At 73.0% G+C, this 24398-nt stretch carries 22 protein-coding genes and 1 pseudogene; 11 read left to right on the top strand and 12 right to left on the bottom strand.

Annotated features, from left to right (window positions below; all coding sequences use genetic code 11):
• Positions 1-95 precede the first annotated feature (95 nt).
• A complete protein-coding gene (locus ACIGA3_RS11065; protein WP_399713052.1) occupies positions 96-272 on the bottom strand; it encodes a hypothetical protein in 177 nt (58 codons plus the stop codon).
• A 214-nt stretch (positions 273-486) separates the two neighbouring features.
• Complete coding sequence (locus ACIGA3_RS11060) at positions 487-1398, bottom strand: alpha/beta hydrolase (RefSeq protein WP_399713049.1); 912 nt, start codon at positions 1396-1398, stop codon at positions 487-489.
• A 194-nt stretch (positions 1399-1592) separates the two neighbouring features.
• On the opposite strand from ACIGA3_RS11060, the gene ACIGA3_RS11055 reads away from it, so the two are divergent.
• Positions 1593-2474, top strand: coding sequence for a helix-turn-helix domain-containing protein (locus ACIGA3_RS11055; RefSeq protein ID WP_399713046.1), 882 nt, complete (start codon positions 1593-1595; stop codon positions 2472-2474).
• Here the strand turns inward: ACIGA3_RS11055 and ACIGA3_RS11050 are convergent.
• Positions 2466-3317, bottom strand: coding sequence for a helix-turn-helix transcriptional regulator (locus ACIGA3_RS11050; protein WP_399713044.1), 852 nt, complete (start codon positions 3315-3317; stop codon positions 2466-2468). The two genes, ACIGA3_RS11055 and ACIGA3_RS11050, sit on opposite strands and share 9 nt — an antisense overlap.
• Before the next feature lie 86 nt (positions 3318-3403).
• Between ACIGA3_RS11050 and ACIGA3_RS11045 the strand changes: the two genes are divergently transcribed.
• Positions 3404-4195: an SDR family NAD(P)-dependent oxidoreductase gene (locus ACIGA3_RS11045; RefSeq protein ID WP_399713041.1), complete on the top strand. Its 792-nt coding sequence runs from the start codon at positions 3404-3406 to the stop codon at positions 4193-4195.
• Positions 4196-4216: 21 nt separating this feature from the next.
• On the opposite strand, the pseudogene ACIGA3_RS11040 reads toward ACIGA3_RS11045, so the two are convergent.
• A pseudogene (locus ACIGA3_RS11040) lies at positions 4217-5019 on the bottom strand (DUF1206 domain-containing protein).
• A gap of 131 nt (positions 5020-5150) precedes the next feature.
• On the opposite strand from ACIGA3_RS11040, the gene ACIGA3_RS11035 reads away from it, so the two are divergent.
• Entirely contained in the window at positions 5151-6356 is a 1206-nt protein-coding gene (locus ACIGA3_RS11035; protein ID WP_399713038.1) for an MFS transporter, read from the top strand.
• Here ACIGA3_RS11035 and ACIGA3_RS11030 read toward each other — a convergent pair.
• Positions 6283-6771 carry a winged helix-turn-helix transcriptional regulator gene (locus ACIGA3_RS11030; RefSeq protein WP_399713036.1) on the bottom strand — a complete coding sequence of 163 codons (489 nt, stop codon included), beginning with the start codon at positions 6769-6771 and terminating at the stop codon, positions 6283-6285. The genes ACIGA3_RS11035 and ACIGA3_RS11030 overlap by 74 nt on opposite strands.
• 57 nt (positions 6772-6828) lie before the next feature.
• Here ACIGA3_RS11030 and ACIGA3_RS11025 point away from each other — a divergent pair, with 57 nt between their 5' ends.
• Together ACIGA3_RS11025 and ACIGA3_RS11020 are read left to right on the top strand one after the other, a co-directional pair.
• Positions 6829-7452 (top strand): NAD(P)-dependent oxidoreductase, encoded by a 624-nt coding sequence (locus ACIGA3_RS11025; RefSeq protein ID WP_399713985.1) that lies wholly within the window; start codon positions 6829-6831, stop codon positions 7450-7452.
• A 365-nt stretch (positions 7453-7817) separates the two neighbouring features.
• Positions 7818-8348, top strand: a complete 531-nt coding sequence (locus ACIGA3_RS11020; RefSeq protein ID WP_399713033.1) for a GNAT family N-acetyltransferase — start codon at positions 7818-7820, stop codon at positions 8346-8348.
• 34 nt (positions 8349-8382) lie between these two features.
• Here the strand turns inward: ACIGA3_RS11020 and ACIGA3_RS11015 are convergent, their stop codons facing one another.
• The 3 genes from ACIGA3_RS11015 to ACIGA3_RS11005 are packed head-to-tail and all read right to left on the bottom strand — an operon-like array spanning position 8383 to position 11278.
• On the bottom strand, positions 8383-9042 hold the full coding sequence (locus tag ACIGA3_RS11015; RefSeq protein ID WP_399713983.1) for a hypothetical protein: 660 nt from the start codon (positions 9040-9042) through the stop codon (positions 8383-8385).
• 41 nt (positions 9043-9083) lie between these two features.
• Positions 9084-10682: a glycerol-3-phosphate dehydrogenase/oxidase gene (locus ACIGA3_RS11010; RefSeq protein WP_399713031.1), complete on the bottom strand. Its 1599-nt coding sequence runs from the start codon at positions 10680-10682 to the stop codon at positions 9084-9086.
• Positions 10679-11278, bottom strand: a complete 600-nt coding sequence (locus ACIGA3_RS11005; protein ID WP_399713029.1) for a TetR/AcrR family transcriptional regulator — start codon at positions 11276-11278, stop codon at positions 10679-10681. Before ACIGA3_RS11005 ends, ACIGA3_RS11010 begins: the two co-directional genes overlap by 4 nt.
• Before the next feature lie 80 nt (positions 11279-11358).
• Here ACIGA3_RS11005 and ACIGA3_RS11000 point away from each other — a divergent pair, with 80 nt between their 5' ends.
• From ACIGA3_RS11000 to ACIGA3_RS10985, 4 genes are read left to right on the top strand one after another with little or no spacing between them, the layout of a single operon-like run.
• Positions 11359-12951, top strand: a complete 1593-nt coding sequence (locus ACIGA3_RS11000) for an FAD-binding oxidoreductase (RefSeq protein ID WP_399713027.1) — start codon at positions 11359-11361, stop codon at positions 12949-12951.
• Positions 12952-12994: 43 nt separating this feature from the next.
• Complete coding sequence (locus ACIGA3_RS10995; RefSeq protein ID WP_399713024.1) at positions 12995-13906, top strand: diacylglycerol/lipid kinase family protein; 912 nt, start codon at positions 12995-12997, stop codon at positions 13904-13906.
• Positions 13907-13947: 41 nt separating this feature from the next.
• Complete coding sequence (locus tag ACIGA3_RS10990) at positions 13948-15213, top strand: glycosyltransferase family 4 protein (protein ID WP_399713021.1); 1266 nt, start codon at positions 13948-13950, stop codon at positions 15211-15213.
• The gene (locus ACIGA3_RS10985) at positions 15210-16046 is read left to right on the top strand and encodes a transferase (protein WP_399713018.1); all 837 of its coding nucleotides are present in this window, start codon (positions 15210-15212) and stop codon (positions 16044-16046) included. The genes ACIGA3_RS10990 and ACIGA3_RS10985 overlap by 4 nt, the downstream gene beginning before the upstream one ends.
• Before the next feature lie 7 nt (positions 16047-16053).
• Here ACIGA3_RS10985 and ACIGA3_RS10980 read toward each other — a convergent pair whose 3' ends face one another.
• Entirely contained in the window at positions 16054-17967 is a 1914-nt protein-coding gene (locus tag ACIGA3_RS10980; protein ID WP_399713015.1) for a glycoside hydrolase family 5 protein, read from the bottom strand.
• Positions 17968-18096: 129 nt separating this feature from the next.
• Positions 18097-20124, bottom strand: a complete 2028-nt coding sequence (locus ACIGA3_RS10975; protein ID WP_399713013.1) for a SpoIIE family protein phosphatase — start codon at positions 20122-20124, stop codon at positions 18097-18099.
• 172 nt (positions 20125-20296) lie between these two features.
• On the opposite strand from ACIGA3_RS10975, the gene ACIGA3_RS10970 reads away from it, so the two are divergent.
• Both ACIGA3_RS10970 and ACIGA3_RS10965 read left to right on the top strand, forming a co-directional pair.
• Positions 20297-20884, top strand: coding sequence for a thioredoxin domain-containing protein (locus tag ACIGA3_RS10970; protein ID WP_399713010.1), 588 nt, complete (start codon positions 20297-20299; stop codon positions 20882-20884).
• Between the two features lie 102 nt (positions 20885-20986).
• The gene (locus ACIGA3_RS10965) at positions 20987-21373 is read left to right on the top strand and encodes an NUDIX hydrolase (protein ID WP_399713007.1); all 387 of its coding nucleotides are present in this window, start codon (positions 20987-20989) and stop codon (positions 21371-21373) included.
• On the opposite strand, the gene ACIGA3_RS10960 is transcribed toward ACIGA3_RS10965, so the two are convergent.
• Together ACIGA3_RS10960 and ACIGA3_RS10955 are read right to left on the bottom strand one after the other, a co-directional pair.
• The gene (locus ACIGA3_RS10960) at positions 21374-21745 is read right to left on the bottom strand and encodes a thioesterase family protein (protein WP_399713004.1); all 372 of its coding nucleotides are present in this window, start codon (positions 21743-21745) and stop codon (positions 21374-21376) included.
• Between the two features lie 83 nt (positions 21746-21828).
• Positions 21829-24366, bottom strand: a complete 2538-nt coding sequence (locus tag ACIGA3_RS10955) for an ATP-dependent Clp protease ATP-binding subunit (RefSeq protein ID WP_399713001.1) — start codon at positions 24364-24366, stop codon at positions 21829-21831.
• Positions 24367-24398: the final 32 nt, after the last annotated feature.

Genomic DNA, 24398 nt, shown 5'->3' with positions numbered 1-24398 from the left:
GCCGGCCCGGGGGACAGCATGATCCAAATCCATGCCAAGACGGACAAAGCGCACTTGTCGTCACGGTCCGTCACCTACTAAGGGGGCCCCGTAGGTCATCGGAGCCTGTGAGGGATGTCACCCACGATGACCTGGAGCGGCTGGGTCAGCAGCACCTCGGCCAGGTGGAACGCGTCGAATCCGAAGGCCGCCTCCAGCCCCGCGAGGCGCAGCTTGTCGGGGGAGTCGGGGTGCTGCCCGCGCGGTGTGCGGTAGTACTCCACGGCGTTCACGATGTCGATGTCCTCGATCCCGGCCTGCTCGCGCTCCCCGGGGGAGCCGGGAATGCAGCCGGTGATCAGCGGCTCGGGTGGGCGCGGATGATCGCCGGGTACTTCTTGGCAGGGTCGAACCCCTCGGGGAGACGCAGCTCCGCCGCCACGTCCCAGGTGCGGTTCTTGAACCGTGCTGATTCCATGTGCGTTGCTCCTTAAGGGTGTTGCGGGGTCAGGCGAGGTGGGTGCCGAAGAAGTCCGCCAGCTTGGCGGCCGCCGGGGTGACGTAGGCGTCCTCGTCGTACAGGGCGACGTGGGTGGCGCCGTCGACGACGAACAGCTCCTTCGGCTCGGCCGCCTTCTCGATCGCCTCGCGGCTGAAGTAGGCGGTGTCCGCCTCGGAGCCGACGATCATCAGCAGCGGGCGCGGCGCGATCAGCTCGGCCATCGCGTACGAGTCGTACTGGGCGATCTGGTCGATGCTGCGCAGCACCCACTCGTTGGTGGAGTGGGGGTGGCCGCCGCGCGGGGTGCGGTAGTAGTCCTGCGCCTCGCGGTAGAGGGTGGGCGCCTCGTCCAGGCCATCGGCGCTCTCCGGCGCCCAGTTGAGCGTGGCCGGGGCCTCGCCGCGGGCCTCGGCGGTGCGCAGGGCGCCCGCCTGGTCGAGGAGGGCGCTCAGCACCTCGGGGCCCTGGGTGCGGCCCAGGCCCTCCACGAGGAGGCTGCGGATGTCGACCGCGCTGACCGTGGCGACCGCCTTGACGCGGTGGTCGGTCTGCGCGGCGAACGGCACGTAGCCACCGGACGCGCAGATGCCGAGCGCGCCGACGCGGGCCGGGTCGATGTCGTCGCGGGTGGTCAGATACGTGACGGCGGCCCGGACGTCCTCGGCCCGCTGGAAGGGGTTCTCCAGACCGCGCGGGGTGCCCTCGCTCTCGCCCTGGTACGCGGCGTCGAAGACCAGCGCGGCGAAGCCGGCGCGGGCCAGCCGCTCGGCGTAGACGCTCGCCGTCTGCTCCTTCACACCACCGCCGGGGTGGGAGACGACCACGGCGGGCAGGGGAGCGCCGGTGTGGTCGTCCGGCGTGAAGAGGATTCCGGCGAGGGCGAGATTGTTGCTGGGAAAGGTGACCTTCGTCTTCACTGTGCGCAGACCATTCTTCGGGGGGAAACTGAATGTGCGGTGCCCGGAAATCCGAGGGGTCCATCCGGGGCCTCCGGATCAACATTCACACGAGTCGTCCCCCCGGACAATGGGCCGCTTCGGTCCTGGACCGGGTTGTCCAGGGACAGTTCTGGCCCCCTCACACCGGCGGCGTTCTCTGCGACACTCGACCCATGAGCGGTCAGAGCGACTCCAACGAGCTGGGGGAATTCCTCAAGGCCCGGCGGTCCGAGGTGAGCCCCCGCGAGGCCGGCCTGCCCGAGGCGGGCGCGCGGCGCCGGGTCCAGGGGCTGCGCCGCGAGGAGGTCGCCCTGCTGGCCTCGATCAGTACCGACTACTACACCCGCCTGGAGCAGGGCCGCAGGCAGGCTTCCGCACCCGTGCTGAACGCCCTCGCCGAGATCCTGCGCCTCTCCGACGAGGAGCGGGCCTATATGTTCGAGCTGGCCGGCAAGACCACCACCCGGCCGCCCCGGCGGACCGTACAGAAAACGCATCCGCAATTGCGACGGGTGCTGAAAGACCTCACCACGTCACCCGCACTCGTCATGGGCCGCCGTATGGACATTCTCGACTGGAATCCCATGGCCGCCGCACTCCTCACCGATTTCTCGCGTATTCCGGAGAAGAATCGCAATTACGCGTGGCTCATCTTCTCCGACCCGGCGATGCGCGAATTGCACGCCGACTGGGAACACACCGCGCGATCCTGTGTGGCGATGCTCCGGATGGAGGCCGGACGCCATCCGCAGGACCAGCGGATGGCCGCGCTGATCGGTGAACTGTCCCTGCGGGACGACGACTTCCGGCGCTGGTGGGGCGACCACCGGGTGGCCAACCGGAGCCGGGGGAGCAAGGTGCTGCGGCACCCCCTGGTCGGTGACCTCACCCTGGACTGGGACGCCCTCGCCTGCGTCGGTGACCCCGACCAGCAGCTGGTCGTCTGGACCGCCGAACCCGGCAGCCCCACCCACGACGGCCTGCGCATCCTGTCGTCCTGGGCCGCGGACGCCGGCCACGACGCGCCGCAGGGGCAGCGCGGCCGCTCAGCCTGACACGTCCATCCGCTGCGTGCCCACGACCGACAGCAGCCGCAGTGCCTCCTCCGAGGCGGAGCCCGGCGTGGCGGTGTAGAGCACGATCCGCTGGTCCCGGTCCTGGACGTGCAGGGCATCGCAGTTGACGGTCACGGGGCCGACCAGCGGGTGCTGGAAGGTCTTGCGCAGGGTGGGCGGCGCGGACACGTCGTACGCGGCCCAGAGCCGGGCGAACTCCTCGCTGCCCGCCAGGAGTTCGGCCACCAGCCCGGTCACCTCGGGGGAGCCGGGGTAGCGGGCGGAGGCGGCGCGGAGCTGCTGCGCCGAGTTGCGGGCGAACGCGCCCACGTCCGACACCCCGTACAGCGGGACGCCGTCCCGGTGCGGTCCGAGGAAGACACGGCGGGTCAGGTTGCGGTCGCGGCGCGGCAGTGCGGAGAAGTCCTCCATGAGCGCGGCCGCCAGCTCGTTCCAGGCCAGCACCTCGCCGATGGCCGAGGTGACGATGGCCGCCGTCTGCGGCAGCCGGGCCAGCAGGTCCAGGACGCTCTGCCGCACCTCGCGCGGCGGACCGGGCGGCGGGGCGGGCGGGGCCCCGGCCAGATGGTGCAGGTGGTCCCGCTCGGCGTCCGTCAGCCGCAGCGCCCTGACCAGCCCGGACAGCACCTCGCGGGACGGGCGGGGGCCGCGCGCCTGCTCTAGCCGGGTGTAGTACTCGGTGGAGATGAACGCCAGTTGCGCCACCTCCTCGCGGCGCAGCCCCGGCGTACGGCGGCGCGGCCCGGCGGGCAGCCCCACCTCGCTCGGGCTGATCCGCTCGCGCCTGCCCCGCAGGAATGCCGCCAGTTCTCCTCGGTCCACGCGTCCAGTCTGCGCCGGGCGCGCGGCGCCGGCCAGGTACCGCCTGTGCCTGGATGAGCGGGGCCGAGCGGCGCAGGCTCGAAGGCATGGACCACACAGCAGCAGACACTTCCGTGGCGCCCGGCCTGCTCCCCGGCAAGGTCGCCTTCATCACCGGAGCCGGACGCGGCATCGGCGCCGCCGCGGCCCGGCTCTTCGCCCGCGAGGGGGCACGGGTCGTGCTCGCCGCCCGCAGCGAGGACCAGCTCAAGGCGGTCACCGAGGAGATCCGCGCCGGGGGCGGCACCGCCGACCACGTGGTGTGCGACCTGGCCGACGCCGACGCGGTGCGCGCCGCCGTCGACCGCGTCGTACAGCTCCACGGACGCCTGGACATCGCCTTCAACAACGGGGCCGCCAATCAGGCGCCCGGCCCGCTGGACGAGCTGTCCGAGGCCGAGTTCGACCGGCTCTACACCGTCAACCTCAAGGGACAGTGGCTCGCCATGAACGCCGAGGTCGCGGCGATCCGGGCCACCGCCGGCACCGGAGCCATCGTCAACAACTCCTCCGTCGGCAGCCTGCGCGGCAACCCCGAACTGCCCGGCTACGGCGCGATGAAGCGGGCGCTCAACAGCCTCACCGAGTCGGCCGCGGTCACCTACGGCCCCGAGGGCATCCGGGTCAACGCCATCGCGCCGGGCAACACCAGTACCGAGATGATGCGCGCCTGGGAGGCCAAGTCGCCCGGTCTCCAGGACCGGCTCCAGGCGCACACCCCGCTGCGCCGGGCCGCCCGGCCCGAGGAGATCGCCGAGGCCGCCGCCTGGCTGCTGAGCGACCGCGCCTCCTTCGTCACCGGCGCGGTCCTCAGGGTCGACGGCGGCGCCCTCACCTGAGGTGGGGCACCCCCGTCCGGGTCACACCTCGCGCCAGCGGGCGTTGCACCAGGAGAAGACCCCGAACGCGGCCAGCCCCAGCGCGATCAGCGCCAGCAGCCAGGGCCCGGCGGGCAGATCGCGGAACGACCGCAGGGTGTCGTCCATCCCCTTGGCCTTGCCCGGCTCGTGCTGGACGGCCGCGACCAGGGCGAACACCCCGGCCATGCCGAAGATCAGCCCGCGTGCCACGCCGCCGCCCATGCCGAGGACGTCGGTCAGCCGACGCGCGGTGCGGGACATCTCGCCGGTGCGCAGATGCTTGCGGAACTTCCTCATCGCGGCCCGGACCAGCATCCACACGCCCGCGCCGATCACGGCGATCCCGGCGGCGCCAACGATCCACTGGCCGCCCGGCCACTTCAGCGCCATCGCCGTCACATCGTCGCTCTGCCGGTCCGAGGAGCCGCCGCCGCTGCCCTTCTGCCCGGCCGCGTAGGACAGCACCGAGTAGCCGCGTAGGACAGCACCGAGTAGGAGACGAAGGCGTAGAACACGGCGCGCGCGGCGGCCAGCGCCCGCTTCGACGCCTTCGCCCCGTCCGGCCCGGCGCCGCCGAACACCGCCTCCGACAGCCGCCACAGCGCCATGCCCGCCAGCGCGATGCCGACGATCCACAGCACGGCCGCGCCGAACGGCTTCTCGGCCAGTTCGGCGAGGGCGCCGCCGCGGTCGGCCTGTTTCCCGCCGCCGTCACCGCCCAGGGCTATCTGCAGGGCTATGACCCCGACGAGCAGGTAGATCAGTCCACGGGCGACGAAGCCTGCCTTCGCCGCCGCGGTCATCACCGGGCTGTCGGCCGCTCGCCGGGCCTGCCCCCGACCGCGCTGTGCCAGAACACTTGAGTCCATGACACCCCCGATGCCCCGGCGTGTCCGCGTCACGCCTGACCGGCGCCCGCGTGCCAAGGTGAGGTGTGATCGACTCCGACACAGAGCACTCCCGGAGACGCGTCCGGCCCGGCTACAAAGCCGCCGCGGGCGTCTTCGCCGTGGGCATGATGGGCACCACGCTGCCGACCCCGCTGTACGGGCTGTACCGGGAGCGGATCGGGTTCTCCGAGCTGATCGTGACCGTGGTGTTCGCGGTCTACGCGGTCGGCGTCATCGTCGCCCTCCTGCTCGCCGGAGGCGCCTCCGACGTGCTGGGACGGCGTCCGGTGCTGATCGGCGCCCTGGCGCTGTCCGCGCTCAGCGCGGTGTGCTTCCTGCTGGAGGGCGGGCTGCCGCTGCTGTACCTCGGCCGGGTGCTGTCCGGGTTCTCGGCGGGCCTGCTGAGCGGCACCGGTACGGCCGCCGTCCTCGACCTGGCGCCGCCCGAGCACCGGGGGCGGGCCGCGCTGGCGGCCACCGCCGCCAACATGGGCGGGCTCGGGCTCGGGCCGCTGGTCTCCGGGCTGCTCGCCCAGTACGCGCCTTGGCCGCTCATCCTGCCCTTCCTCGTCCACCTCGCACTGCTCGCCGTCGCCCTCGTCGTCACCCTCCTGCTCACCGAGACCGTCCACCACGACGGGACCCGGCCGCCGCTCAGGCCGCAGGGGATGCGGGTGCCGCCCGAGGTGCGCGGGGTGTTCGGGCCCTGCGCGCTGGCCGCGTTCGCGGGGTTCTCCCTGCTCGGCCTGTTCACGGCGGTCGCGCCCGCCTTCCTCACCGAGACCCTCGGCGAGCACAACCTCGCGGTGACCGGCGCCGTGGTGTTCAGCGTGTTCTGCGCCTCCACCGGCGGCCAGCTCCTCATGGGCCGCATCGGCGCCCGCGCCGCCCTCCCGTGGGGCTGCGCCGTACTCGCCGCCGGCCTCGTCCTGGTCGGGACCTCCCTCCTGGTGGAGTCCCTCCCCCTCCTGCTCGTCGGCGCGGTCACCGGCGGCGCCGGGCAGGGCATGGCCTTCCGCGCGGGCCTCACCGCGGTCGGCGCGGCCGCGCCCCCGGAACACCGGGGCGCCACCATCTCGGCCTTCTTCGTCGTGGCCTACCTCGGCATCTCCCTCCCGGTCGTCGGCGTGGGCGCCCTGACGGTGGGCCTGGGCGTGCGCGGGGCCGGACTGGTCTTCACGGCCTGCGCGATCGTGCTGGTCGTGGCGGTGGGGGCGCGGGTACGGCTGCATCCGCCTCGGGCGCTGTAGCTCGGCGGCCGGCGACGGTACCGGCGTTCTGGATATTGCGGGTCAAGGCGTTGGTGACACGCAAACCGGTCTCTTGATCTGCGCGCTCGCGGGCGTCGATGAGTTCGTCCCAGTGCTCGGCGGTCCAGGCATAGACGTCCAGCAGGACGGCGAGGAGGCTCTGCCCGAGTGGAGTCAGGGTGTAGTCGGCGGCGTCGGCGTCATGGGTGAGGAATCCGTCGTGTTCGAGTGAGCGCAGGGCCCGGGTGAGCTCTTTGGGGCTCGTCCTCGGCAGCGCCCTGCGCAGTTCGCTGAACGGTTGAGCTCCCTCGCCGAGCAGGCGCAGCACCAACGGCGCCCACTTGTTCCGCATCCGGACCGGCAGCATCGAGGAGGGACACAGTTCGTCAAACGTCTCGGGCGAGAGTCGGCGCATAGCCCAAGCTTAAGTACCCAACCGGTAACCGGGAGTCGGCCTAGCGTCGAGCGCATGATGAGAATCGTGATCTTCGGAGCAGGCGGCAGGACCGGCAGCGCTGTCGTGGCCGAGGCGACCGCACGCGGGCACCATGTGACGTCCTTGAGAGGTGCCGACGCGGATGTCACCGACCCGGCAGCAGTGGCACGGGCCGCATCGGGCCAGGACGTGGCGATCGCGGCCGTGGCGCCGGTCGATGCCGACCCGAGAGCTTTCTTCCGGGCCGCGGCCGACGGCTTGGTGACCGGTCTGCAGAGCGCGGGGGTCACCCGGCTGGTCTGGGTGAGCATCGCCTCGCTGTTGCCCGACGCCTCCGGCGTTCCGGCCGTCGACACCAAGGGCTTTCCGGCGGAGTATCGGCCGTTCTCCCAGGGACACCGGATTGCGCTGGAGAGGTTCAGGTCCTCCGACCTGCGGTGGACGGCGGTGAGCCCCGCAGGAGACTTCGCCCCGGACACGTCGCCCATCGGCGGATACGCCCTCACCGAGGACGGGGACCTGACCAGCCGAGTCACCCGCGCTGACCACGCCCGCGCCTTGGTCGACCTGGCTGAGCGGTCCGACCTGCGTGCCAAGCATTTCGGAGTGGTCCCGTCGTCCCCCGCCGAGAAGGCGTCCATTGCCCCTGGGGAGCGCTGAACCACACGTCGTCAGGGCACGATCGGACGCACCATGACGGGCAATGGCCAGAGGAGCCCGGAACCGGATGACCGCACGCTCGGGGTCGACGGCTTCTAGGACGGTCCGTCTCAATCGTGTTCTTCCGTGTTCTCGGCAAATAGCTTCTCCTGCATGGCAGTTAGTCGGTCCGAGTCCTCCGGGTCGATGTGTGAGCCGTACGCGACGGTGCCGCAGGGTCAGAGCCAAGCGACCGGGTGCGGGCGTGTTCGTCGCATGCTGGACGGCATTGGTGACCAGTTCGGAAACCGCCAGGGCTGCAGAGTCGGCGTTGCGATCGCGAGGATGAGCTGGACGGGACACGCGCGCGAAAGGGGCCGGCAGTCGTGGAGGAGATTCCGGAGGGTGGCATCGCGGGGGAGGCGACCTTGCTCATTCCCGCCACGGAGGAGCACCTGCCGCTGCTCGCGCGGTGGTTCGCCGACCCCGAGTTCGTCCGCGACTGGGGCGGACAGCCGCTCGGCCGCGAGGAAGTGGCCGCCAAGTACACCGGAAGGCGGCGCCCCGCAGTGGTCTCCTTGCTGGTCCTCAAGGGTGTGGACCCCGTGGGTTACGTCCAGTACGTCGCCGCCGGCCCGCACGAAGGCGGCATTGACATGGTGCTCGCGCCCCGTGCCCAGGGCCGGGGTTACGGTCCTGACGCCGCCCGCGCCCTGGTCCGGCACCTGCATACCGTTGTGGGGTGGGACCGTGTGACCGTCGATCCCGAAGCGTCCAACCGCCGTGCCGTCAGGGCGTGGAGCAAGGCAGGCTTTCGCGCGGTGGGCCCACAGGGAAGCCGGTGGCTTATGGAATGCAGGCGGGTGGCCGGTGTTCACCTGGCGGAGGGTGGCACAGATGGGATCGGCGCCCCGTGAATCGAACGAGCACCGGGTGAGGGGATGAGTCGACTCACCGCTGAGCCGCCGGCCCCGGGTCGCGTACCGTCGTCGTCACCCTGACCTGGCATGGAGTGCGGGGTGCCGAGGCGAAGCCGAAGCGGACCGGGGGGTCGACCGGGGCGAGTGGCCCCAGGTCTCGGCCGTCGAACACGGTGGTCGCGGAGGTCAGCCGGTGCAGGTCGCGGGCGCCATACCACTCGTACCGGCCGCCCCCGGCGGAACCCCGCGTGGGCACGCCCAGCAGCAGCCGCGAGACCGGGTCGGTCACGGCGGCGCAGGCCGGGCGGGAGACGAGGGGGCCGGCGATCCTGAGCAGGGTGCCCAGCGTTCCCCGGCGGCCGACGGTGAAGGCGAGGTCGAGCACCGCACCGGCGGCTATGGTCCACCGCGCCCCGGCGATCCGCACCCCCACGGGTACGACCCGCACCTCGTCGAAGGAGTACGTTCCCGCGATGAAGTCCGCCACCTGCCGGGTCGGCGCCAGCAAGGTGCGGTGGCCGTCGGCGCGTTCCAGCATCACGTCGTTGAAGGGGCCGAAGGGGGTGCGGGGCCAGTGGCCCAACACCAGGCGGGTGCCGGACGTCGTGCCGATGCCGGTGATCCAGCCGTCGAAGCGCAGGTCGACGGAGGCGCGCGCGGGTGGGGGAGGGGCGTCGGAGCCGGGGGGCATCACGCGCAACGGATGCCCCTGGCGCGAACCGGCGAAACAGGTCAGACGCCCGATGGGGTGGCCCGCGCCAGCACCTCCCCGGCCACCGCGAGCGCCTCGGCGCGGTCCTCGGGGACGAGGCCGATGCGGGTGCGGCGGTCCAGGAGGTCGGAGGGGTCGAGGGCGCCCTCGTGGCGGGCGGCCCAGAGGAGTTCCGCGCGGGTGACCGGGTGGCCGGGCACTACCGGCTCGGCGAGCGCCGGGTCCCGCTCGGCCAGGGCGAGGACGGCCGGGGCCTCGGTGCCGTAGCGGCGGACCAGCCGGGCGGGCGCGGGCAGGTCGCGCAGGCGCTCCGGGGCGGCGGCGCCGACCAGGGGGAGCGCGGCGGTCGGTGAGGGGGCCGAGGGCAGGCCGCGCGCGGCCACGGCTGCGTCCACGGCGTCCTGCGCCATCCGGCGGTACGTCGTCAGCTTGCCGCCCACCACGGTGACCACCCCGTCCGCCGAGGTCAGCACCGCGTGCCGGCGTGAGATGTCCGAGGTGCGCACGGAGCCGGTGTCCGGGCCGCCCGGCACCGAGGTGTCCAGCAGCGGGCGCAGCCCGGCGAACGCGCCGTCCACCTCGTCCCGGCGCACCGGCGCGTCCAGCACGGAGCCCAGCACGTCCAGCAGGAAGCCGATGTCCGTCTCCGGCACCTCGGGCACGTCCGGGATCCCACCCTCGACCGGCTCGTCCGTGAGCCCCACGTAGGTGCGGCCGTCACCCTGCGGCAGCACCAGCACGAAGCGGTTGGTCTCGCCGGGCACCGGTATGTGCAGACCCGCCGGAAGCGCGCCGAGGCGCTCGGAGCGCAGTACGAGGTGGGTGCCGCGCGAGGGGCGTACGCGGAGGCCGTCGACCAGGCCCCCGGCCCACACGCCGGTCGCGTTGACGACGGCCCGCGCCCTGATCTCCCCTTCCTCGCCGGTGAGTTCGTCCCGGAAGCGGGCCCCGGTGGGCCCGAGTTCCAGGGCCCGGACGCGGGTCAGCACCCGCGCCCCGTGCGCGGCTGCGGTCCGGGCCAGGGCGGTGACCAGGCGGGCGTCGTCGGTCACCCGGCCGTCCCAGGACAGCAGCCCGCCGCGCAGCCCGGCCGCGCGCACCGAGGGCGCGAGGTGCCGGGCCTCGGCCGCCGTCAGCCGGCGCGGCACCGGCAGCACCTGCCGGGGGGTGCGGGCGGCCATCCGCAGCATGTCCCCGGCCCGGAACCCCGCCCACGCCAGCGACGCCTGCGCCCGTGACACCAGCGGGGTCAGAGGCAGCACGAAGGGCTGCGCGGCCACCAGATGCGGGGCTGTACGCGTCATCAGCACGCCCCGCTCGACCGCGCTCTCGTGCGCCACGTCGAACTGCCCGGCCGCCAGATAGCGCAGCCCGCCGTGGATCAGCTTGGAACTCCAGCGGGAGGTGCCGAAGGCCAGGTCATGGGCGTCGACGGCGACCACGTCCAGACCGCGAGCCGCCGCGTCCAGGGCGACGCCCGCCCCCGTCGCGCCGAGCCCGACCACCAGCAGGTCGGCCGTGCGGCCCCCGGCCGCCGTGGCCAGCTCGCGGGTGCGGCGGGCGGCGTCGAGCGACGAACCGGGTGCCGCCGTACGGTCTGCGCGGTCGCGGATGCTCATGGGGTGAGGGTCCTTTCCAGAAGGGTGCGCAGCTCGCCCAGGAAGGCGGCGGCGTCCAGCTCGGGGTCGTCCTCGTCGGTCATGGTGCGCAGCGACAGCGCGAAGGACTGCACCAGCAACAGCACGGCGCGGGCCTGCCGTTCGGGATGCGTCACGCGTACCGAGCCGTCCGTGTGGCCCTCGCTCAGCGCCTCGGCCAGCAGCGTCAGCAGGGCCTCCTGGGTGGCGCCGCGCCGGTCGAGCACATAGGGGAGCAGCAGCTCGGGATCGACGTCCAGGATCTTGCGGAACAGGGGGTGGTCCCGGAACGCGGCCACGCCCGCGACCAGTCCCGTCACGATCCGGGCGCGGGTGTGCGGGCCGTCCGGCTCGGCGGGCATCGCCCGGGTGGCCACGGCGAGCCACTCGCGGGTCATCAAGTCGCCCACCAGGGTGCGCAGATCGGGCCAGCGCCGGTAAAGCGTCATCCGGGAGACCCCGGCGCGGCGGGCCACGTCGGCGAGGGTGGTGCGGCGGACACCTACGGCCAGGACGCAGTCGCGCACCGCGTCGAGCACGGTGTCGGCGTCCGAACGGTTGTGACGGATGGACGTCATGTGTAACAGTGTAACGCCCCGGCGGCCGGGGGGAGATGGCGCCGCACACACCGAACCGACGTGGTGAGGACGACCGTTCGATGGACATGCTGTGGAACGGCTGGGGCGACCCGGCGAAGGCGGCCCCCCTGCCCGACGCGGTGGCCGGACTGCTGCGCGACCTGCTCGGCGTCCGCCCGAGCCCCTCAACTCCCGTCGCGCTCAACGACATCGAGCTGCCCGCCCCCACGCTCACCCCGGCGGCGCTCAAGGACCTCGCCGGGGCGGTGGGCACGGCGGACCATGTCCGCACCGACACCGAGAGCCGTGTCCGCCACACCCGCGGCAAGTCCACGCCCGACCTGCTGCGCATCCGCGCCGGCGACGTCACCGACGTACCGCAGGCCGTGGTCCTGCCCGCCTCCCACGAGGAGGTGCTCGCCGTGCTGCGGGCCTGCGCCGCGCACACGGTGGCCGTCGTCCCGTACGGCGGCGGCACCAGCGTCGTCGGCGGACTCGCCTCCGAGCGTGGGGAGTTCATCGCCCTGGACCTGCGCCGGATGGACACCCTGCTCGACCTCGACCCGGTCTCCCGCACCGCCGTCCTCCAGCCCGGCCTGCGCGGCCCGCAGGCCGAAGCCCTGCTCGCCGCCCACGGGTACACCCTCGGCCACTTCCCGCAGTCCTTCGAATGGGCCACCGTCGGAGGCTTCGCCGCCGCCCGCTCCAGCGGCCAGGCGTCCGCCGGGTACGGCCGCTTCGACGACATGGTCCTCGGCCTCACCCTCGCCACCCCCGAGGGCACCATCGTGGCCGGCCGAGCCCCGCGCTCCGCCGCCGGACCCGACCTGCGCCAGCTGATCCTGGGCTCCGAGGGCGCGTTCGGCGTCATCACCTCCGTCACCGTCCGCGTCCGTCCCCTGCCGGAGCAACGCCGGTACGAGGGCTGGCGGTTCGCCTCCTTCGCCGAGGGCACCGCCGCGCTGCGCAGGCTCGCCCAGGACGGCCCCCGGCCCACCGTGCTCCGGCTCTCCGACGAGACGGAGACCCTGGTCGGCCTCGCCCAGCCCGACGCCATCGGTGCCGCCCTGGCCGAAGGCGGCACCGGCTGCCTCGCCGTCACCGGCTACGAGGGCACCGAGGCCGACACCGCCCGGCGCCGCGAGGAGGCCGCGGCCGTCCTGCGGGAGTGCGGCGGCACCCTCGTCGGCACCGAGCCCGGCGAACGCTGGGCCCACGGCCGCTACTCGGCGCCCTACCTGCGCGACGCCCTCCTCGACGCCGGCGCCTTCGCCGAGACCCTGGAGACCGCCGCGTTCTGGTCCCGGATACCCGAGCTGTACACCGCCGTCCGCACCGCCCTCACCGACACCCTCACCCGCGCCGGCACCCCGCCCCTGGTCATGTGCCACATCTCCCACGTCTACGAGAACGGCGCCTCCCTCTACTTCACCGTCGTCAGCGCCCAGGGCGAGGACCCCCTCACCCACTGGACCCCGGCCAAGCACGCCGCCAACGAGGCCGTGCTCGCGGCGGGCGGCACCATCTCCCACCACCACGGCGTCGGCACCGACCACCGTGACTGGTACGTCCGCGAGGCCGGTCCCCTCGCCGTCGACGCGCTGCGCGCCGTCAAGGCCCGCCTCGACCCGGCGGGACTCCTCAACCCCGGCGTCCTGCTCCCCACCGACTGAACCGTTCCACCCGCCCACTTCCCCGCGCCCCGGAGGCACACCGATGCGAGAGTTCACCGCCGTGGTCAACCCGACCGCGGGCGCCTCCACCGGGGCCGCCACGCTCCTCCAAGTGGCCCGGCACCTCCGCGAGGCCGGCGCCACCCTGGAGACCGAGTACAGCCACAGCCTCGCCCACGCCCGCGAGACGGCCCGCCGCGCCGGGGAGAGCGGCCGGGTCGTGCTCGCCGTCGGCGGCGACGGCATGGCCGGCGGCATCGGGGGAGCGCTCAGCGGCACCGGCGCCGTACTCGGCCTCGTACCCGCCGGACGCGGCAACGACTTCGCCCGCGCCCTCGGCCTGCCCGCCGATCCCGCCGCCCTCGCCGAGATCCTGCTGCACGCCGAGCCCCGGTACGTCGACACCATCGAGGTCGAGTCCGCCGTCCACCCGCGCACCGTCGTCCTCGGCAGCGTCTACGCCGGGGTCGACGCCCTCGCCAACCGGTACGCCAACCACTCCCGCCTGCTGCGCGGCGCCGCCTCCTACTACATGGGCGGCCTGCGCGCCGTGGCGACCTGGCGCACCGCCGATTACGTGATCACCGTCGACGGCGAGGAACAGCGGCACCGCGGCTACACCGTCGTCGCCGCCAACTCGCCCTACTACGGCTTCGGCCGGGCCGTCGCCCCCGCCGCCCAACTGGACGACGGCCTCCTCGACATCGTGCTGATCCGCGAGGCCCCGCGCCGCCTCTTCTTCAGCCTCATGAACGAGCTGAAGACCGGCGCCCACGTCCACCGCCCCGAGGTGCGCGTCCTGCGTGGCAGGGAACTGCGCATCGAGGCCGACCGCCCCGTGCCCTACGGCGCCGACGGCGAGGTGGAGGCCACCCTGCCCGTCACCGTCCGGGTCCGCCCCGCCGACCTGGCCGTGCTGTGTCCCTCCCCGGACCCGAAGGCCACGAAGCGGTAACGTCTTGCAACCGCGGGTGCCTCGACAAGGTCTGGACCGGCATGAAGATCTCTTTCCTGCTCCACAGCGCGTACCCGATCGGAGGGACGATCACCACGACCTTCAACCTGGCCGGAGCGCTCGCCGAGCGCCACGACGTGGAGATCGTCTCCGTGTTCCGGAACCGGGAGCGCCCGCAGCTCACCCTGGACCCACGCGTCCGGCTGCGGTCCCTGGTCGACCTGCGCGAGGAACAGGACCACCCGGCCCACCGCGAACCCGCGCGGGCCTACCCCACCGCCGAGGGACGCCACCGCGAGTACAGCAGGCTGACCGACGAGCGGATCGCCGCCCACCTCGCCGGCACCGACGCCGAGGTCGTCATCGGCACCCGGCCCGGTCTCAACGTCCACCTCGCCCGCCAGGCACCCGACCGTGTCCTCCGCGTCGGCCAGGAACACCTCACCTGGGACCACCATTCGCGCCGGCTGCGCACCGTACTGCGCCGCGCCTACCGCGGCCTCGACCTGATCACCACCGTCACCGACGCCGACGCCCGCGCCTACCGGCGCGGCACCTGGCTGCCCGGTGTCCGCGTCGAGGCCCTGCCCAACAGCGTGCCCGAACCCGTACTGCCGCCCGCCGACGGCGGCTCCCGGCTGATCGTCGCCGCGGGCAGACTCGTCCCGATGAAGGACTACGACACCCTCGTCCGCGCCTTCGCGCACGTCGCCGCCGCCCACCCCGACTGGCGGCTGCGCATCTACGGCAGGGGCGAGGAACGCGACCGGCTGCGCGCCCTCATCCAGCGGCTCGGCCTCAGCGACCACGCCTTCCTGATGGGCGCCGCCGTGCCCATGGAGTCCGAATGGGTCAAGGCGTCCATCGCCACCGCCTCCTCCACCTTCGAGCCCTTCGGCATGACCATCGTCGAGGCGATGCGCTGCGGGCTGCCCGTCGTCAGCACCGACTGCGCCCATGGACCCGGCGAGATCATCCAGGACGGCGTCGACGGCCGGCTCGTACCGGTCGGTGACCCGGATGCCTTCGGCGCCGCCCTGCTGGACCTCGTCCGCGACGACGAACGGCGCCGCACCATGGGCAAGGCGGCCCTGGAGAACGCCCGCCGCTTCGCCCCCGAGACCGTCGGGGCCCGCGCCGAGCGCCTGCTGGCCGACGCCCTCGCCGCCAAGGCTGCCGGACGCCGTCCACCCCGTGAACCGGGCGCCGCGCATCGCCGCCTGACGTCCGCCGGGCAGAGCGCCCACGACCTCGCGTACACGGCCGCCGCCGGCGCGGTACGCACCGTGCGCGGGTGGCGGCGATGAGCCTGACGAGCGACAAGGAGCCCCGCGTGGACCCCGAGCACCCCGTGATCCGCGTGACCTGTGTGGCGGACGCCGACGGCCGCGTCGCCTTCGACCTCCCGCTGCCCACCCCGGACGGCCGCCCCCACCTGCTGCTGAAGGCCAGGCCCCGCAAGGGCGTGCCCGACCCCGCCGCCCGCAGTCTCCCGCTCGAAGCCGTCGGCGACGGCCGGGTACGCGCCGTGCTGGAGCCGCTGCCCGCGCTGGAGGAGGGCCGCTGGGACGCCTTCCTGGTCCGCGAACCAGGCGCCGCACCCGATCAGTTGGCCTCCGGCCCGCTGGATCTGCGGGTCCTTCTCGACGGCGCCCGCCTCGACCGGCCGTCCCCGGTGGCGGTCCGCATCCCGTACCGGGCGCTGGACGGCTTCCTCGCCGTACGCGCCTGGCTGCGCACCGCGCACGCGGAGGCCGGGTCGATCGAGGTGGACGATCGCGCGACCACCGTCACCGCCCGCCTGCACGGCACCGACCTCGGTAAGGACGCTCTTGTACGGCTACGCGGTCGGCGCAGCCGCGAGGAGCGCACCCTCCGCCCCAGCACCGACGAGGACGGCCGGGGGTTCCGGTTCACCGTCGACCACGCGGAACTCACCGGCGTGGACGTCCGCTACTGGGACGTCCACGTCCTGCCCGCCGCCGACGCGGCCCCCGTCCGGGTGGGCCGCGTCCTGGACGACGTGGCGGACCGCAAGCAGTCCTTCGTATACGCGGCGGCGAACAGCGCCGGCCGCCTCGTCCGCCCCTACTACACGGTCGACAACGACCTGTCCTTCGAGGTCACCGACCCCGACTGAGGCCCGGCTACGGCAGGGTGCGGCACAGCAGCGCCGCCGGACCCTGCCGGGCGCCCAGCCGTGTGGTGAAGGCGATCCCGGCCGCGTACTCGTTCACCTGGCACTGGCCCTTGTACGCGCCCTGCGCGAACTCGCCGCCCACGCCGTCCGGGGGCCGGTTGTCCGAGCGGTCGAACCACACGGTCCGCCCGCTGCCCGCGAGCGCCGTCCGGCCCGGTGCGCACAGCGCCGCCGACACCCGCTCGCCCCGCAGGCCGTAGCCGATCAGGAACGCGCCGGACGGGCACTGGAACTTGGTGTAGCCGCCCGCCCAGTCGCCGCCGGAGACGAACCGCTCGTCCTTGACGACGCTCTGCGCGCCGTCCGCCGCACGGAGATCGGCCGCCCCCGCGTCCGTGCACAGCCCGCGTCCGCCCGTGCTGCTCAGCCCGGCCAGCCGCAGCCCGTCCGGGCAGGCCGCTTTGTACGCGCCCGAGTCCCAGTCGCCGGTGCCGCGCACCCGCAGCGACTCCACCGCGTCCCCGTGGTCGGTGCTCAGCATCTTCCACACGGCGGCCGCCGGCACCGGACCCGACTTCCCCGGAGTGTCCATCAGGTGCCGCCAGGCGGTGGCCCGCCAGTCGCCGGAGTCGAGGAGACCGGAGCGCCGGCCGCCCTCGTCGTAACGCAGCAGCGCCCAGTCGTCGTGCCCGTCGAAGCCGACCAGGGGCCAGTACGCGAAGTCGGCGTCGTGGTCGGTGAAGTAGTCGGTGATGTTGCCGAACCAGGCGCGGGTCGCGGGGTTGGTCTCCCCGGCACCGGCGCCGAACTCGCTGATCCACACCGGCGCGGTGTAGTGGCGGCCGGATTCCTCCACGAAGAACGCCTCGTCGGTGAGCGCCGCGTTCAACTCGTCCCGGGACAGGTCCTGGTAGCGGGCGTCGTGCGTCTCGCCGATCCCCGTGGCACCGCTGTGCCGGGGGCCGGTGTAGCCGTAGAAGTGGGCCGAGTAGACCAGCTTGTGGGAGTCGACCAGGGTGTGCGAGAGGGTACGGGCCGGGGCCAATTGCGGGCGCCCGTGCGGGAGTCCGTCCACCGGGAGGCCGGTCCAGTTGATGCCCTCGATGACGATGAGCAGCCTGGGGTTGGCTTCGGCCAGGATGCGGTCGCCGGCCGTCTGGGCCGCCGCGTACCAGTCGTGCGCGTCGCCCAGGCCCCAGTTGGGGTCGTCCAGGATGTCCCGCCGGACCTCGTTGTACAGATCGGCGCCGACCACGCCGGGCACGGAGGCGTAACGGCGGGCCATGAACACCCAGTCGTCGGCCCACTGCTGAGTCGACTGGCTACTGTTCCAGCGTTCGTTGCCGTCGACCCCGCAGCACCAACGGGAGGTGTTGGTGTGGTTGTTCAGGATGACGGCGAACCCGGCCTGGCTGAGCGCGTCCACCACGGCGTCGTACACCTGGAGCGGGGTCCTGCCGCGCAGCTGCGGGTTGGCGGTCACCGCCGCGTCCGGTACCGGGGCCGTGCGGTGGACCAGCTCGTTGGAGAACGGCAGCCGGATGGTGTTGACGCCCAACTCCCGGAAATCGGAGAGCAGCCGGGCGATCGGAACCCGGTCGAGGCCGAGCGGGATGTCGTGCGCGTTCTGGCCCGCGTGATGGTTCGCCGCGTCGTCCACGCTGCCGCTGCCGGTCCAGGAACCCTGCGCGCCGTCCCAGTTGGCGGCCTTCAGCCGGAACCGGTTCCCCCGGCTGTCCACGATGTACCGGCCCCGCGTCGACAGCGGGGCCGACCAGTCGGCGGCCGCCTGCGTGGCGGAGTGCGCGACCGGCACCGGTGCCGGTACCGGTGCGGCGTGTGCCGTGATGGTCATGGCGGAGGCGAGCAGTAACCCGGCGGCGGTGGCGGCCAGACGCAGGGAACGGGGAGCGGTCGGCATGGTAGCGGCCCTCGGCTGTGATGGGGGGTGGGAGCGCGGGAATGCGTGGAGCGCAGTGTCCACCACGGCGCACCCGTCACGGAAGGCGCCCGACGGCCGATCCCGTCACATCCGTTCACACCCCAACTCTCAGGCGTGGACGGCCAGTTCGGCCCAGATGGTCTTGCCCCGATGCTCCCGCCGGGTGCCCCAGCGCTCGGTGAGCTGGGAGGTGATGGTCAGTCCGCGGCCATGCTCGTCGTCATCCTCGGCCTGCCGCAGCTGCGGGGCGGTGCTGCTGTCGTCGGTGACCTCGATGATCAGCCCCTGGTCACGGACCAGACGCAGCCGGATCGGCCCCTCGGAGTAGCGGACCGCGTTGGTGACCAGCTCGCTGACGACCAATGTCGCGGTGAACGACAGGTCCGACAGCTGCCAGTGGCCGAGCCGTTCGTCGGTGCGCTCGCGGGCCAGGGAGACCGCCTGCGGCTCGTTCGGCAGCGACCAGGACGCCACCTTGTCGGCGCCCAGGGTGAGCGTGCGGGCGACCAGCAGCACACCGTCGTCAGCCGGATGGTGCGGCGCCAGATCGTGCAGCAGGGCGTGGCAGATGTCCGGCAGCGGCCGGTCCTGCGGACGCAATGCGGCTGTGAGCCGGGTCAGTTGGTCGCCCGAGTCCGGGCTCGCGTCCCGCAGCAGCACCGGGTTGCACAGCACCATCAGGGTGCCCGCGGGCACGTCGAAGTGCCCCGCGCGATAGCGGGGCGCGCCCCGGCCCAGCGCCGGGCCGACCGGTATGTTCGCGAAGGTCACCGGCTCGTCCGGCCGGGCCACGGCGGGCGGCGGATGGCCCGCGCTGGCCACCGTGCACCGGCGCGCCACCGGGTCGTAGACCGCGTACAGACAGCAGGTGCCCGCGCGCAGGCTGTCCAGGGACTCGTCCGGGTGCCGCGACTCCTCCGCGTCCAGCCGGCCCACCAGGTCGTGCAGCCGCTCCAGCAGTTCCTCGGGCGGCAGGTCGAGCGAGGCCAGCGCGCCGATCGCGGCCCGCAGACCGCCCATCGTGACGGCGGCCCGGATGCCCCGCGTGGGCGGCTCCCCGACGACCAGCGCCACCCGCGCCCCGGACAGCGGGATGATGTCGAACCAGTCCCCGCTGGTGCTGCTCGGCAGATAGCTGTGCGCCGTGGCCACCGCGCTGTGCCCGGGCACATGCGCCGGCCGCAGACTGAGCTGGAGGATACGCGCCACCGAGCGCTCCCGTGTGTACAGGCGCGCGTTGTCCAGGCACAGCGCGGTGTGCCTGGTCAGCTCGGTCGCCAGCCGCAGATCGTCCTCGGAGAAGGGTGCGGTGCCCCGGCCCCGGTAGAACCGCGCCAGGCCCAGCACCCCGCCCCGCGCGGCCAGCGGCACGGCCATCCTCGAGTGCGCGCCGTTCGCCTGGGCGACCTCCTGCCCACCGCGCCGCGCGGGCCCGTTCGCCGGCGTCTCGTGGTCGGTGATGAGCACCGGGCGCCCCTCGGTCAGCACCTTCTTGTACTGGGAGGTGAGACCCGGCTCCATCACACAGCCGACCTCCCCCGCCCGGTGCCCGTTCGCCGCGCGCACCGACCGGTACCCGGCACAGCGCAGCAGCAGATCGTGGCCGAGTGACCCCACATCCGGCACATCGCCCCGCAGCACCGCGTCCAGTACGTCGATCACCACCGTGTCGGCCAGGTCGGGCACGCTGATGTCCGCGAGTTCCTGCGCGGTGCGCACCGTGTCGAGGCTGGTGCCGATCCGGGCGCTCGCCTCCCGCAGCACGCTCAGCCGGACCTGCGCCCGGTGCCGGTCGGTGGCGTCCACGACGCTGAGCGCCACCCCCGGCCGCCCGCCGGCCGCGTCCCGCAGCCGGAACGCGGACAGCGCCAGCACCCGGTCCGGCGCGTCCGGCGTGGCCCCGCCCGCCACCTCCACGTCCCGCCGGGGCTCGCCGGTGGCCAGGACCTCGCGCAGCATGGCCTCCACCGGCTCGTGGCGCAGACCGGCCGCCCACTGCTCCAGCGGCCGGCCCAGCGCGCCGTCCAGCGGCAGCGCGCCGAAGTCCCCGGCCGCGTCGTTGAAGCCCACCAGCCGGAGCGTGCCGTCGAGCACGTACAGCGGGTGCGGCGAGTCGGCGAACAACGCGTCGAGCACGGCCCTGTCCAGGTCACGGCCCCGATCCGCAGTCCTGTTCTGCGATGTGTTCACCCCTCCAGACTGCGCCCGCGAGCGGCGCCATGTCGTGCCGACCGGCCCCCTACCCGGTGCCGCCCAGCCCCCGCGCGCACCGTTCGTGCCCCGGGCCCATCTGTGCCAAGCTCGTGGCATGACTCCCGCAAACACGACCGGCAACGAGGGCACCACGCTGTACTACGGCGACCTGTCCGCGCCGCACGTGCTCCAGGTCTTCCTGGAGATGCGCGACCGTGCCTCCGCCCGGATGGCCAAGACCCTGCTCGGCACCATCCGGCAGGGCGCCGACGACGGAAAGTACGCGGTGAAGTTCCACTTCGCCGGGACGATGGACGACACCGTGGGCGGCAACGGCGACCAGAAGGCCCTGAGCGCCCTCGCCGCCGCGAGCGACGAGGGGCAGAAGCAGTTCATCGAGTACCTCGGCGCCCTCTTCGACCACCAGCCCTTCCCGCCCGGCGACGACAAGTTCTCCCAAGGGTCGGTGCTGCTGTCGGTCGCCGGTGACGTGGACGGCCTGCGCTCCGCCGACTTCGACCACAAGGTCTCCGACGACACCTATCTCACCTGGGCCGGGGAGTCCATCGCCACCTTCGAGACCTTCGGCCTGCCCGGCACCCCGGCCGTCTGGTACGACAAGGACAACATCCCCGTCACCACGGTCGAGGGTGAAGTCGACACCGACCCGCAGAAGTTCCTCGCCGCGGTCAAGACGTCCTGACCGCACCGGGTGCGTGGCCCGGCCGCTGGGTAGGGAACGACCGTCCGGCCATCGGGCCGGGCGGTCGACGCGTGCAGGGCGCGCAGGGAGGGGACGGGGCACATGACTTCCGAGCGGGAGGCCGGCGGCCGGGTGCTGGCGGTCGCGGTGTACGACGGACGGCTGCTGCTGGTGACGCAGGGGGACGGCGGCCCCTGGACGCTGCCCTCCGGCACCGCCGAACCGGCCGAGACACCGGGCGCGACGGCCGAGCGCGTCGTGTACGAACTCACCGGCTACCTCGTCGACGGCACCGAACCTCTCGGCCCGCCGGACGGGGAGTCCCCGGACGGCGTCCCGGCCGTGGTGTGCCAGTTGCTCACCGACTCGCCCTCGGGCGGGGCCTCGCTGCCGGCCGAGCAGATCCGCTGGGTGACCTTCGCGGACACCGAGCGGGACTCGCTGCCGTCGTCCGTGCGTGCCTACCTCCAGGGCCACAGCCCCGTCTGATCAGCCGGCCGGAGGGCTCGGCGCGGCGGCGAGGAAACGCTCGCGGTCCACCACCGCCCGGTCGATCTCGCCCTCCGCGACCGGCGCGCCCGAGCCGTCCACGGCCCGCACCACGAAGGTGAGCCGTCCGCCCGACGTGCCCGGCACGGGTTCGGCGGACACCGTCACACGCCCGCCCACCGGCGTGGCCCGCAGATGCCGCACCCGCACGGCCGTGCCCACCGTGGTCAGCCCCGGCCCGGCGAACGGCTCCGCGGCCCGTACGGTCGCCGCCTCCAGCCACGCGACCAGCCGCGGCGTACCCAGCACCGGCACATCACCGCTGCCCAACGCCACCGCCGTGTCGGCCTCGGTCACCTCGTACTCACACATCCCCCCACGCTAGCCGCCGCACGCACGACAGAGGCGGTACGGAGAGATCCCCGTACCGCCTCTTCACCGACTGTCGTGAGCGGCTACTCGGCGGCCGCCTTCTCCGGCTCGGCCTCCGCGTCGCCGGACTCGCCCGGCTCCGGGTGACGCACGCTCAGGTGCAGCGAGTCGTCCTTCACGCCGGCGACGATCGTGTCGCCCTTCTCGACGCCGCCGGACAGCACCAGCTCCGCGATCCGGTTGTCCAGCTCGGTCTGGATCGTGCGGCGCAGCGGACGCGCGCCGAACTCCGGCCTGTAGCCGTGCGCCACCAGCAGCTTCTTCGCCGCCTCGGTGACCTCAAGACCGATGCCCTGGGCCCGCGTCCGCTTGGCGCTGCGCTCCAGCAGCAGGTCGATGATGCGCCCGAGGTTCTTCTCGCTGAGCGCGTGGAAGACGATCGTCTCGTCGATACGGTTCAGGAACTCCGGCGGGAAGTGCCCCTGGAGCACCGACTCCAGTTCACCGCGGATCTCGTCCACCCTGCCCTGGTGGGCCAGGATCAGCTGCGAGCCGATGTTGCTCGTCAGGATGACCACCGTGTTGCGGAAGTCCACGGTACGGCCCTGAGAGTCGGTCAGCCGGCCGTCGTCCAGCACCTGGAGCAGGGTGTGGAAGACATCCGGGTGCGCCTTCTCCACCTCGTCGAACAGCACCACGCTGTACGGCTGCCGGCGCACCTTCTCGGTGAGCTGGCCGGCCTCGTCGTACCCGACGTAGCCGGGCGGCGAGCCGACCAGCCGGGAGACCGTGTGCTTCTCCTGGAACTCGCTCATGTCGAACCGGATCAGCCGGTCCTCGTCACCGAAGAGCAGCTCCGCGAGCGCCTTCGCCAGCTCCGTCTTGCCGACACCCGTCGGACCGAGGAACAGGAAGGAACCCACCGGACGGTCCGGGTCGCCCATGCCCGCCCGGTTGCGGCGCACCGCCTGGGCGATGGCGAGGACCGCCTCGTCCTGGCCGACCACGCGGTCGTGCAGCGCGTCCTCCAGCTTGAGCAGGCGCTCCTTCTCGCTCTCGGTCAGCTGCGCCACCGGGATGCCGGTCCGGCGGGACACGATCTCCGCGATGTCGTTCTCGGTGACCGCGACCACGCCCTCACGGCGCTCCTCGATCTGCGTCAGCTCGTTCTCGGTCTCGGCGATCTTGTGCTTGAGCTCCTTGGCGCGGTCGAACTCCTCGGTGGCGACCGCCTCGTCCTTCTCCCGGTTCAGCCGGGCGAGGGTGTCCTCGCGGTCCTGCACCTCCTTGGACTTGCCGCGCGAGCGCAGCCGCACCCGCGCACCGGCCTGGTCCAGCAGGTCGATCGCCTTGTCGGGAAGGAACCGGTCCGCGATGTAACGGTCCGACAGCTCGGCCGCCGCGACCAGCGCCGCGTCGCTGAACCGGACCTGGTGGTGCGCCTCATAGGCGTCGCGCAGGCCCTCCAGGATCTGGACGGTCTCCTCGACGCTCGGCTCGGGCACCTTCACCGGCTGGAAACGCCGCTCCAGCGCCGAGTCCTTCTCCACGTACTTGCGGTACTCGTCCAGCGTGGTGGCGCCGACGACATGCAGCTCGCCACGGGCCAGCGCGGGCTTGAGGATGTTCCCGGCGTCCATCGAGCCCTCGCCGCCGGAACCGGCGCCGACGACCGTGTGCAGCTCGTCGATGAAGAGGATCACGTCCTGGGACGCGGACGTCACCTCATCGATGACCTTCTTCAGCCGCTCCTCGAACTCGCCCCGGTACTTGGCCCCGGCCACCAGACCCGCCAGGTCCAGCTCGACGACCCGGCGGCCCTCCAGCGTGCGCGGCACGTCGCCGGAGATGATCCGCTGGGCGAGGCCCTCCACGATGGCGGTCTTGCCCACACCGGGCTCACCTATCAGCACCGGGTTGTTCTTGGACCGGCGGGACAGGATCTCGATGGTCTGCTCGATCTCCTCACCGCGCCCCACCACCGGGTCGAGCTTCCCGGAGCGCGCGGCGGCGGTGAGATCGTGCCCGTACTCGTCCAGCGTGGGCGTGCTGCTCGGCTCCTGCCGGGCCTCGGCCTTCGCGGCGGAACCGGCGTCGCGGGCCACCCGGTCGGTGTCCACCCCCAGATTCCGGGCCACCGAGGCGGCCTGGTCGTTGCCCGGATCGAGCAGCGCCTGAAGGATGTGCTCCGGCCCGATGTACGAGGCACCGGTCGCCTGCGACCGGGCGTGCGCGCCGATCAGCACGCGCTTGGCGGCCGGGGTCAGACCCGGCTCGGCCGAGGGGGTGCCGCTGCCCGAGGGCAGCGCCGCCTCCAGCTCCTTGGCCAGGTCGTCCGGGTCGGTACCGGAGCGGGCGAGCAGCGTGCGGGACGGCTCGACCTGGGTGGCCGCCCACAGCAGATGCTCGGTGTCCAGGTCCTCGCTGCCGTCCTCGGCGGCGCGCTGCGAGGCACGCGCGATCAGCTCACGCGCGGAGTCGGTCAGCAGCCGGCCGACCGGAACGCGCTGCACCGCCGGTGGCGAGGACGCCGCGGACATACCGAAGAAACGATTCAGTAGGTCGGAAAACGGGTCTTGCGATCCGAAAGAACCGAACGCACCCATAGGTGGCACTGACATATGCGCATCAGCCTCCTCTGTCTTCCCTCACG

It is taken from the genome of Streptomyces sp. NPDC085596, from assembly GCF_044541565.1.
Lineage (GTDB): Bacteria > Actinomycetota > Actinomycetes > Streptomycetales > Streptomycetaceae > Streptomyces.
This window is presented reverse-complemented; position numbering and strand designations above follow the sequence as displayed.

Bases quoted from the DNA above. Each gene is read 5' to 3' on its own strand.
- ACIGA3_RS11055 (WP_399713046.1), top strand. From the start codon at position 1,593: ATGAGCGGTCAGAGCGACTCCAACGAGCTGGGGGAATTCCTCAAGGCC.
- ACIGA3_RS11045 (WP_399713041.1), top strand. From the start codon at position 3,404: ATGGACCACACAGCAGCAGACACTTCCGTGGCGCCCGGCCTGCTCCCC.
- ACIGA3_RS11030 (WP_399713036.1), bottom strand. From the start codon at position 6,771: ATGCGCCGACTCTCGCCCGAGACGTTTGACGAACTGTGTCCCTCCTCG.
- ACIGA3_RS11025 (WP_399713985.1), top strand. From the start codon at position 6,829: ATGAGAATCGTGATCTTCGGAGCAGGCGGCAGGACCGGCAGCGCTGTC.
- ACIGA3_RS11015 (WP_399713983.1), bottom strand. From the start codon at position 9,042: ATGCCCCCCGGCTCCGACGCCCCTCCCCCACCCGCGCGCGCCTCCGTC.
- ACIGA3_RS11010 (WP_399713031.1), bottom strand. From the start codon at position 10,682: ATGAGCATCCGCGACCGCGCAGACCGTACGGCGGCACCCGGTTCGTCG.
- ACIGA3_RS11005 (WP_399713029.1), bottom strand. From the start codon at position 11,278: ATGACGTCCATCCGTCACAACCGTTCGGACGCCGACACCGTGCTCGAC.
- ACIGA3_RS11000 (WP_399713027.1), top strand. From the start codon at position 11,359: ATGGACATGCTGTGGAACGGCTGGGGCGACCCGGCGAAGGCGGCCCCC.
- ACIGA3_RS10995 (WP_399713024.1), top strand. From the start codon at position 12,995: ATGCGAGAGTTCACCGCCGTGGTCAACCCGACCGCGGGCGCCTCCACC.
- ACIGA3_RS10990 (WP_399713021.1), top strand. From the start codon at position 13,948: ATGAAGATCTCTTTCCTGCTCCACAGCGCGTACCCGATCGGAGGGACG.
- ACIGA3_RS10985 (WP_399713018.1), top strand. From the start codon at position 15,210: ATGAGCCTGACGAGCGACAAGGAGCCCCGCGTGGACCCCGAGCACCCC.
- ACIGA3_RS10980 (WP_399713015.1), bottom strand. From the start codon at position 17,967: ATGCCGACCGCTCCCCGTTCCCTGCGTCTGGCCGCCACCGCCGCCGGG.
- ACIGA3_RS10970 (WP_399713010.1), top strand. From the start codon at position 20,297: ATGACTCCCGCAAACACGACCGGCAACGAGGGCACCACGCTGTACTAC.
- ACIGA3_RS10965 (WP_399713007.1), top strand. From the start codon at position 20,987: ATGACTTCCGAGCGGGAGGCCGGCGGCCGGGTGCTGGCGGTCGCGGTG.
- ACIGA3_RS10960 (WP_399713004.1), bottom strand. From the start codon at position 21,745: ATGTGTGAGTACGAGGTGACCGAGGCCGACACGGCGGTGGCGTTGGGC.
- ACIGA3_RS10955 (WP_399713001.1), bottom strand. From the start codon at position 24,366: ATGTCAGTGCCACCTATGGGTGCGTTCGGTTCTTTCGGATCGCAAGAC.